Origin of the sequence: Limnohabitans sp. (assembly GCF_040401495.1) — a bacterium.
GTDB lineage: Bacteria > Pseudomonadota > Gammaproteobacteria > Burkholderiales > Burkholderiaceae_C > Limnohabitans.
The window spans coordinates 1-1,712 of sequence record NZ_JBBAOI010000056.1 but is presented as its reverse complement, the minus strand read 5'-3'; the positions used below and the strand labels follow the sequence as shown (position 1 = coordinate 1,712).

Here is a 1,712-nt window from a genome sequence, read left to right as displayed (position 1 = left end):
CCCGTATTTGTGGGTTCTGCAATCACCAACTTTGGTGTGCAAATGCTTCTCGACGCAGTTGTCGATCTTGTACCGGCTCCTGCACCACGTAAAGACGTTGACGGCGACCCTCGCCCACTGGAAGCAGACTTTGCTGCATTTATCTTCAAGATTCAAGCCAACATGGATCCGAACCACCGTGACCGCATTGCATTTGCACGAATTTGTTCAGGCAAGTTTGAACGTGGCATGGAGGTTGATTGCGCACGCACCGCAAAGAACGTAGGAACAAAATATGCCAACACTGCATTTGGTTCAGAACGCGAAACAATTGAAGAGGCATACCCCGGCGATGTGATTGGCCTGATCAACACATCTGGTTTACAAATTGGCGACACGTTGCATGCAGGAAAAGCTGTTTCCTTCCCTGCACTTCCACGATTCGCACCCGAAGTGTTCGCCACTGCTCGCCCACTTGATTCATCGAAGTTCAAACAGTTCCGTCGTGGCATGCAACAGCTTGATGAAGAAGGTGTTGTACAGGTATTGCGCGACCCAGACATGGGCGATGCCGACCCTGTGCTTGCGGCCGTTGGTCAATTGCAGTTTGAAGTATTGGCTCATCGTTTGCAGCATGAATTCAACGCACCAGCCGAGATTTTGAACGCTGATTATCAGGCGATTCGCGTTACCGACAAAGAATCAATTCCACGACTACGTGAAATTGGCGGCATTCGTATCTTGCGTCGTAGCGATGGCGAACTTGTTGCACTGTTCCAAAGCAAATACAGGCTGCAACGTCTTGAAGCAGACGAGCCAGCGCTTACATTGATTCCAATTCTTGCGGGCAGTCGGGACTGACATGATTCTGATTGATGCTGAAGGGCTCAAGGCGTCTCGTCCTGGTCGCCCGTTGTTTGAAGATGTCTCCATCACGTTGAGCACTGGCGACCGTTTGGGTGTTGTTGGTCTTAATGGCTGTGGCAAGAGCACGCTGTTTCGTATTTTGTCTGGCGAACTACGCCCTGATGCTGGTGTTGTGCGCACTGGTCGTGGAGCGCGTATTGGTGTGTTGCCACAGTTGCCCGTGTTGCCAGAGGGAACCGTGCGTGATGCAGTGGGCGGTGGCTGGCAAGGCGAAGCAATGCTGGACAAACTCGGCATGGGCGACATGGTGGAAGCAGATACGCGTGAACTATCTGGCGGACAGTTAAAGCGCGTTGCATTGGCACGACTTCTTGCTGGTGAATGGGATTGTCTGATTCTTGACGAGCCGACAAACCACTTGGATCTTGATGCGATCGGATTCCTTGAAGAGACGCTCGCGCGTTTCCCAGGTGGACTCGCGATTGTTACGCACGACCGACATGTTCTAGACCGAGTAACTAACCGAGTGCTTGAGATTGATCGCGGACATGCGTACTTGCATATTCCTGCAGGTGAAAATGCAGGGTCTGGGTATGCGGCGTATTTGGCAGCTCGTGCAGAACGTGAAGAGAATTCCGCAACGGCAGAACAAGTACGTAAGAACGCTGCAAAGAAAGAGCTCGCATGGTTGCGCCGTGGTGCACCAGCGCGAACTGCAAAACCAAAGGCACGTATTGCAGCTGCTGAAGCACTGATTGCGAACAAGCCAGATGGCCCAGCGCGCCAAGGTGAATTGGGATTAGACCTTGGCAGCAAGCGGCTCGGTTCAAAGGGAATTGAAATGCAAGGTGTTGGTTTCACATGGC

The 1,712-nt window shown here is 52.2% G+C and carries 2 protein-coding genes; both read left to right on the top strand.

The window, feature by feature from the left end:
• A partial coding sequence (locus tag AC9UEO_RS13580) for an EF-Tu/IF-2/RF-3 family GTPase (protein WP_509534592.1) occupies window positions 1-840 on the top strand: 840 nt, incomplete at its 5' end.
• Between the two features lies 1 nt (window position 841).
• Window positions 842-1,712 (top strand): ATP-binding cassette domain-containing protein (locus AC9UEO_RS13575; RefSeq protein WP_509534589.1); only part of this gene is annotated, 871 nt, incomplete at its 3' end.